This is a genomic window from Listeria valentina, from assembly GCF_011800755.1.
In the GTDB taxonomy this organism is placed as follows: domain Bacteria; phylum Bacillota; class Bacilli; order Lactobacillales; family Listeriaceae; genus Listeria; species Listeria valentina.
Window position 1 is genome coordinate 1 of record NZ_JAATJW010000139.1, and the last position, 1254, is coordinate 1254.

2 protein-coding genes are annotated in these 1254 nt (G+C 32.5%); both read left to right on the forward strand.

The window, feature by feature from the left end; all coding sequences use genetic code 11:
* On the forward strand, positions 1-135 hold a 135-nt coding region (locus tag HCK02_RS13830; protein WP_343034613.1), incomplete at its 5' end, for a sigma factor-like helix-turn-helix DNA-binding protein.
* Between the two features lie 174 nt (positions 136-309).
* On the forward strand, positions 310-1140 hold the full coding sequence (locus tag HCK02_RS13835) for a hypothetical protein (RefSeq protein WP_167630678.1): 831 nt from the start codon (positions 310-312) through the stop codon (positions 1138-1140).
* Positions 1141-1254: the final 114 nt, after the last annotated feature.

A 1254-nucleotide genomic window follows, 5' to 3' on the forward strand; every position in this document is an offset into this window, starting at 1 on the left:
AGATTAAAATCTTACTCTCAAATTGCGGACGAATTAGAAATAAGTATACGTTCAGTCCGTGAATATCTCAAAAGAGGAAAAGAAAAAATCCAGAATCAAATTGACGAAAGTTTATTTTGCATGCAAATGTGCTAATTTTGTCGCACACCTGCCACCTATATATGAGAACTCGGGAGCAGGCAACCAGTCAAAAAAAGTATTATATGTGGTATCTGCTTCTCGGGTTCTTAAATTCCCTTTTCCTCCTGTTTGGATTTGAACAGGGGGTTTTTACTTGATATATTAAAAGTAAAAAAGGTGGGAATCTAATTGGGAGAAAAAGCAAGGGAAAGAAAGGGAGCTATTGTTGAGTCATTAACTGAAACAGCTGGTACTTACAGCGCAGAAGGTCTGAAAAAGTGGGTTGGAGAGACGCTAGAGGGTGGTGCAGAGCTTGCTGCTGATTTTGGAATAGATACCGTATTTTCCTTTATACCGGGAGTTGGTCACGTGTATACAAGCCTTAAATACAATAGAAGATTTAACAGAATTGAAAAAATGTATAAATGTTTATCAGCTAAAGTAGATATAATTTCAAAAAACTTAGCAACTATGTCAGATGATGACAAAGGGAAACTTGATGATATAGCTGAATTAATGTACGAAAAAGTAGCTGATACCATTCAAGAAGAGAAAATTGAGTACATGGTCAAAGGGTTTGTTTATTTATCCGAACACGAAGAATTATCTTTTGATATAGCTTATATGTATTATGATATGTTAGATAGACTAACGCTATTAGATTTAGGAGTATTAAAATTTTATTCAACTCTTGGTCAAGAAGGTACTTATGAAAATGTATTAGAAGAGTTCAATATTACTTACGATCAATATAATGCAGTAAGAGAAAATCTCTCGAGATTCGGACTTATTCAGTCACAAGTTGATCGTTATGAACTTGATGATTTAACAAAAATGGAGAAACTGCTTAATAATATGCAAGAATCTATTGTGAATATTACTCGTAATCTGAATGGTAAGGATAAAAAGGTAAGTCTATATAAAAAAGATCGTTTAAAATTGAAAAGCAAAGATAATTTGCGAATTTCTAAGTTTGGCAGAGAATTATTAAGTTTCTTTGTCAATAATAGTGAAGAATAAAGTCCTGTTTCGCAGAGCTTTTTGTGAGGTGAAAACATGCTTCTACTAATTGCAATGTTTTTAATTTCGGCTAAAATATTTGGATTTATTAATTTGAGTTGGTCTATGTTAATA